Origin of the sequence: Acinetobacter sp. UBA3025, from assembly GCF_002367915.1 — a bacterium.
In the GTDB taxonomy this organism is placed as follows: Bacteria; Pseudomonadota; Gammaproteobacteria; order Pseudomonadales; family Moraxellaceae; genus Acinetobacter.
The window spans coordinates 1-5,087 of the sequence record NZ_DFDO01000330.1; the positions used below are offsets into that span (position 1 = coordinate 1).

The window sequence follows — 5,087 nt, forward strand, 5'->3', positions numbered from 1 at the left end:
ATCTACCGCCTTCAGTACGTTGCAAGCTGCGAGATGCCACAAATAACCAGTCAGACAGTCGGTTCAGTAATTGCAAAGACGGTGCCTGAATATTTTGATCACGGTTGTGTACGGTCATTAGGCTGCGTTCTGCACGACGGCATACGGCACGAGCTTGATGTGCATAACTGCATGCCAATGTACCTGCAGGTAAAATAAATTCTTTGAGCATTGGCAGGCTTTCATTCATACGGTCAATGTCTTGTTCTAAGTACTCAATTGCAAGCGGTTGTACGAGGTGGTAATTGGGGATACAGACTTCACCGCCTAAATCGAATAGCCAGTGCTGAATCAGGCTGAGCGATTTGTCCCAAGTGTTTTTGTCTTGAATGCTGCTATGTGTAATTTGTGAGCGCAATACGCCAATGCAGGCATTGAGTTCATCGACATCACCCAGTGCATGAATGCGTAAGTCGTCTTTGGCAACACGTGAACCATCGCCCAGTCCTGTTGTGCCTGAGTCGCCTGTGCGGGTGTAGATTTTGCTTAAACGGTGGCCCATGGTCGTTCCTTGTTTGAAAGTGAAAGTTGCGTTTGTGTGGTCGTAAGAAATAGAAGCTGGCGCAATAAAAAAGGATAATGTCGGTCATTACATTATCCATAAACTGCTCTGTTTTAAAATTTTTGTTGTTATGCGGGTTTTTAGTAGCGGAAAGTCACACCTGCTGAAGCGAGGCGACCGCCGTTGATGTAGTAGCTGCCGCTACCGTAAGCGGTTTTATAACCTGTATCACCAATATTCTGAATGTTTGCAAAAACTTTCATATTTGGATTGATGTTATAGAAACTGTGCATGTCAATTCTGAGATGCCCTGGAATCGTAATATCATCATAGGCGCTGTTGTCGTATGAGCTATTTGCCGTTAGTGTGGTAGAAAAACCAATTTTGTTATCAGCCCAGCCAGTAGTTAAAGCTGCGCTTTGGCGCGGACGACGGCTTAAACTAGCATTCGTTTTTTCGTCTTTTGCATCAACATAGTTATAGCCAAGATTGATATATAGGTTGTCATCTTGCCACTTGATGTAGGCTTCACCACCTTCCATTTTGGCTTTATCAATGTTTTCCATTAAGTTTTTGGTATTGTCATAATCGATTAAGCTATCAACTTTTGTCGAATACAACGAAAATCCAGTAGAAATATTGTAAGCCAATTTCTGATCTAAACCAATTTCATAAGAAATACTTTCTTCTGGATTTAAATCTGGGTTACCACCGTAGGCGTACATATCATTCAACGTTGGCGCTTTAAATGCAGAACCAATATTGGCGTAAATACTGGTTAATGGCAGCAGTTGGTAACGTACGGCACCTTGTGCAACAGTATGTGTGCCAAACTTTTCATTATCTTCAACACGTAGACCAAGCTGTGTATTTAACCCATTGTCTTGATATTGATGTTGTATGTAATAACCAGCAGAATTTATATCACCTTTATAAGGAGAACCATAAGAAATCACATCACCTTGAGTTTCTCTGTAAGTGCTACCTAATAAAATATTCTGGTGAGGCGTAAATTGCCATTGCCCATACAACTCAGCTTCTTGAGTTTTACTATGAATGAAATCAGTTGAACTGTTTTGATCAATATCATCTTTAAATTGTGATAAGCGAGCATTTAAAGAAAGATTAGAATTGAGATTCACACGGCCTTTTAAATTGATAATCTGATTTTTAAAATCTTGGCTGATGTTGTTGCCGTTATTATCGTATTGACTTGTACCTTGGTTCTCACTGAAATCGACAGATGCAACATAGCCATCCTGTTCAATTCCCAGCTTTGCGCTATAGCCTTTTTGATCAAAGGATGCATTAGACGCATTTTTTGAGTCTTTTACTGGTGTGCCATCAGTCTCTAAACGCTGACCGCGAACCTGAGCATAATAACCGTCTTGGGCGAAGTCTGCACCGATGATGCTTTTATAGGTATTGTTTTCACCCATTTCACCAGTGATGAAAGCACTGTTTTTAGTTGGTGTTTTTGTGATAAGTTGTACAACACCACCAATTGCATCTGTACCGTATAGAACAGATGCTGGCCCTTTAAGAACTTCGATTTGCTTGATGTCTGTTGTGTCAATAAATGGAAGCGAAGCAGCGCCAGAGGTTGCTGAATTTAGTCGCACACTGTCACGCAAGACTAATGCTTGATCAGATTCGGCGCCACGTAAGAAAATAGAAGATGCTTGACCATAACCGCCGCTTTGAACAACTGTGATCGCTGGGTCAGTCATTAATAAGTCAGGCAGTGATGCAATTGGCGATTGTTCCAAAATCTTTGGCTTAATAATATTAATCCGCGCAGGCACATTACCAATTTTTTCTTCAGAACGAGTCGCCGTGACTACAAGCGTATCTAAAGCAGCATTCACCACACGCTGATCTTTTGATTCTGCAGCAAAAACTGAAGTTGAAAAACCCATTGCAAGCGCAATTGCGCCCACTAAAGTAGTAGGCTGAAAAAGAGTAGACATGACTTTGCTCCATACATTCACCCCACGTGAATGATTGAGTTAAGGGCACAACAAGCAGGTCTCCGGACTTCAATGTGCCAAGCATCTTCTAATTTATGATTGCTTCGCTGTATATCCACCTTCCCATATTGTTCATACAGTGGTGTAAATCATCAGATTTAAATTGATATACGTTTCATGGTTACCGTTGCGGGGGCAGTGTTGGACTTTCACCAACTTCCCTAAAGCTCAAAGCTAGGACTCGTTGCATTTGTGCGAAGTATAAAGTCTGTATGCCATTTAAACAACGGAAATGCAGAATAATCCGCCTGAACTTCACTCAATCCCTTAAAATTGCATTACAATGATTCGCCCCAATATCTGATTTTGTTAGTGTGAACAGACAATTGAAAAGTCACGCACAGCAAGATCAGCAAAATGAAGATTGAAAATCAGGATTAGAGTCCAAAACGATGCGAACCCGTGCCAAAATCTGTGGAATCACCCGAGTTGAAGATGTCCAAGCTGTTGCTAATGCCGGCTGTGATGCCATTGGATTTGTGTTCTATCCACCGAGCCCACGAAGCGTGACTCAGGCACAGGCTGAAGTGCTGGTCAAAGCAGTGCCAGCTTATATTCAAGTGGTGGGCTTATTTGTTAATAGTACGGCAGATGACATCCAGGATATTTTAAAAACTGTTCCGCTGGATATTCTGCAGTTGCATGGTGATGAAAGCCCTGAACAATGTCAGGTTATCGCAAAGCAGGTTGGGCGTCGCTGGTATAAAGCGATTCAGGTCAAACCTGATCTGGACGTAGTCGCTGAGATTCAACGTTATCAAACCGCAGGGGCCAGCGCAGTACTGTTAGACGCATGGCATCCTGATTTAAAAGGTGGTACCGGCCACAGCTTTGACTGGAGCACCTTTCCTCAATTAGATATTCCCTTGATCCTGGCTGGGGGCTTAAACCCGGACAATATCGAGCAAGCAATTCACACCACACAGGCTTATGCTGTTGATGTTAGTGGTGGTGTCGAATCCGCAAAAGGTATAAAAGACCAACAACTCATAGAACGCTTTATGCAAGGAGTCCATCGTGGATCAGCAAAGTACTAATCACAACAAGCCCGTGATTGACTATACCCAATTCCCGGATGAGCGTGGACATTTCGGTATCCATGGCGGGCGTTTTGTGTCAGAAACTCTGATGGCGGCTTTACAAGATCTGGAAAAGCTTTATTTCCGCATGAAAGATGATGAACAGTTTCTGGCAGAATTCGACCGTGATCTAGCCTACTACGTAGGTCGTCCTAGTCCTTTATATCATGCTGAACGATGGTCAAAAGAGTTGGGTGGTGCGCAAATTTACTTGAAACGTGAAGATCTGAACCATACTGGCTCACATAAAGTAAATAACACAATTGGTCAGGCTTTACTGGCTAAACTTTCAGGCAAAAAACGCATTATTGCAGAAACTGGTGCCGGTCAGCATGGTGTAGCAACGGCAACCATCGCAGCACGTTTAGGTCTTGAATGTGTGGTGTTCATGGGTGCTGAAGACGTGAAACGTCAGGCGATGAACGTTTACCGTATGCGTCTGCTAGGTGCAACAGTTGTCCCTGTAGAAAGTGGCTCTAAAACATTAAAAGATGCCATGAACGAGGCAATGCGTGACTGGGTCACCAATGTTGACTCAACTTATTATGTGATTGGTACCGTGGCAGGTCCACATCCATATCCACAATTGGTTCGTGACTTCCAGTCCATCATTGGCCGTGAAGCACGCCGTCAGATTCAGGAACAGGCAGGTCGCCTTCCAGATGCGTTAGTCGCTTGTGTCGGTGGTGGTTCAAATGCGATGGGCTTGTTCTATCCATTCCTGAACGATCAGGATGTGAAAATGTATGGTGTTGAAGCCGCAGGTTTAGGGATTGAAACTGGCAAGCACTCTGCACCACTAAATGCGGGTCACGTCGGTGTACTGCATGGTAACCGTACTTATCTGATGTCTGATAAAGAAGGCCAGATCATTGAAACGCATTCAATTTCTGCCGGTCTGGATTATCCGGGTGTAGGTCCGGAGCACAGCTTCCTGAAAGATATGGAACGCGTGAACTATGTACCGATCAATGATCAGGAAGCGTTACAAGGTTTCCGTGATCTAACCAAGATCGAAGGGATCATTCCTGCGCTTGAAAGCTCACATGCGATGGCTTATGTCACTAAACTTGCCCCAACCATGGACAAGGATCAAATCATTATTGCGACCGTTTCTGGTCGTGGTGATAAAGACTTGATGACTGTTGCCCGTATTGATGGCGTGGAAATGGTTGAGATGTAAAATTTTCTCCGATCCCTCTTTTTCAAAGAGGGGTGAAAACCCTCCTATCTAAAAGGAGAGTAAGGTGGATTAAAAAAATCGTATTGAAGCTATTCAGTACGATTTTTTTATTTTTATAGATAAGAAAATTTTTAAAGATGAAGAGGAAGGATCAATCTGGCTGGAAGTGGTATAAAAATTATACAAGTTCTGGATAAAACAGCAAAAAATCAGTTTCTCATTCAGAAAATTAAAATGGTTATTTTAAGCAGAAT

4 protein-coding genes and 1 riboswitch are annotated in these 5,087 nt (G+C 42.9%); of the genes, 2 read left to right on the forward strand and 2 right to left on the reverse strand.

What is annotated here, in order from left to right:
* Both B4J23_RS14085 and B4J23_RS14090 read right to left on the reverse strand, forming a co-directional pair.
* The coding region (locus tag B4J23_RS14085; protein ID WP_291361498.1) for a cob(I)yrinic acid a,c-diamide adenosyltransferase at window positions 1–541 on the reverse strand (541 nt) is incomplete at its 3' end.
* Between the two features lie 140 nt (window positions 542–681).
* Entirely contained in the window at window positions 682–2,511 is a 1,830-nt protein-coding gene (locus B4J23_RS14090; protein ID WP_262738757.1) for a TonB-dependent receptor plug domain-containing protein, read from the reverse strand.
* Between the two features lie 36 nt (window positions 2,512–2,547).
* A riboswitch (cobalamin riboswitch) is annotated at window positions 2,548–2,771 on the reverse strand.
* A 192-nt stretch (window positions 2,772–2,963) separates the two neighbouring features.
* On the opposite strand from B4J23_RS14090, the gene B4J23_RS14095 reads away from it, so the two are divergent.
* Window positions 2,964–3,608, forward strand: a complete 645-nt coding sequence (locus B4J23_RS14095; RefSeq protein WP_291361501.1) for a phosphoribosylanthranilate isomerase — start codon at window positions 2,964–2,966, stop codon at window positions 3,606–3,608.
* The gene (gene trpB / locus B4J23_RS14100) at window positions 3,589–4,833 is read left to right on the forward strand and encodes a tryptophan synthase subunit beta (protein WP_004782182.1); all 1,245 of its coding nucleotides are present in this window, start codon (window positions 3,589–3,591) and stop codon (window positions 4,831–4,833) included. The genes B4J23_RS14095 and trpB overlap by 20 nt, the downstream gene beginning before the upstream one ends.
* Window positions 4,834–5,087: the final 254 nt, after the last annotated feature.

Coding starts and splice junctions, on each gene's coding strand:
- B4J23_RS14090 (WP_262738757.1), bottom strand. CDS start 2,511: ATGTCTACTCTTTTTCAGCCTACTACTTTAGTGGGCGCAATTGCGCTT.
- B4J23_RS14095 (WP_291361501.1), top strand. CDS start 2,964: ATGCGAACCCGTGCCAAAATCTGTGGAATCACCCGAGTTGAAGATGTC.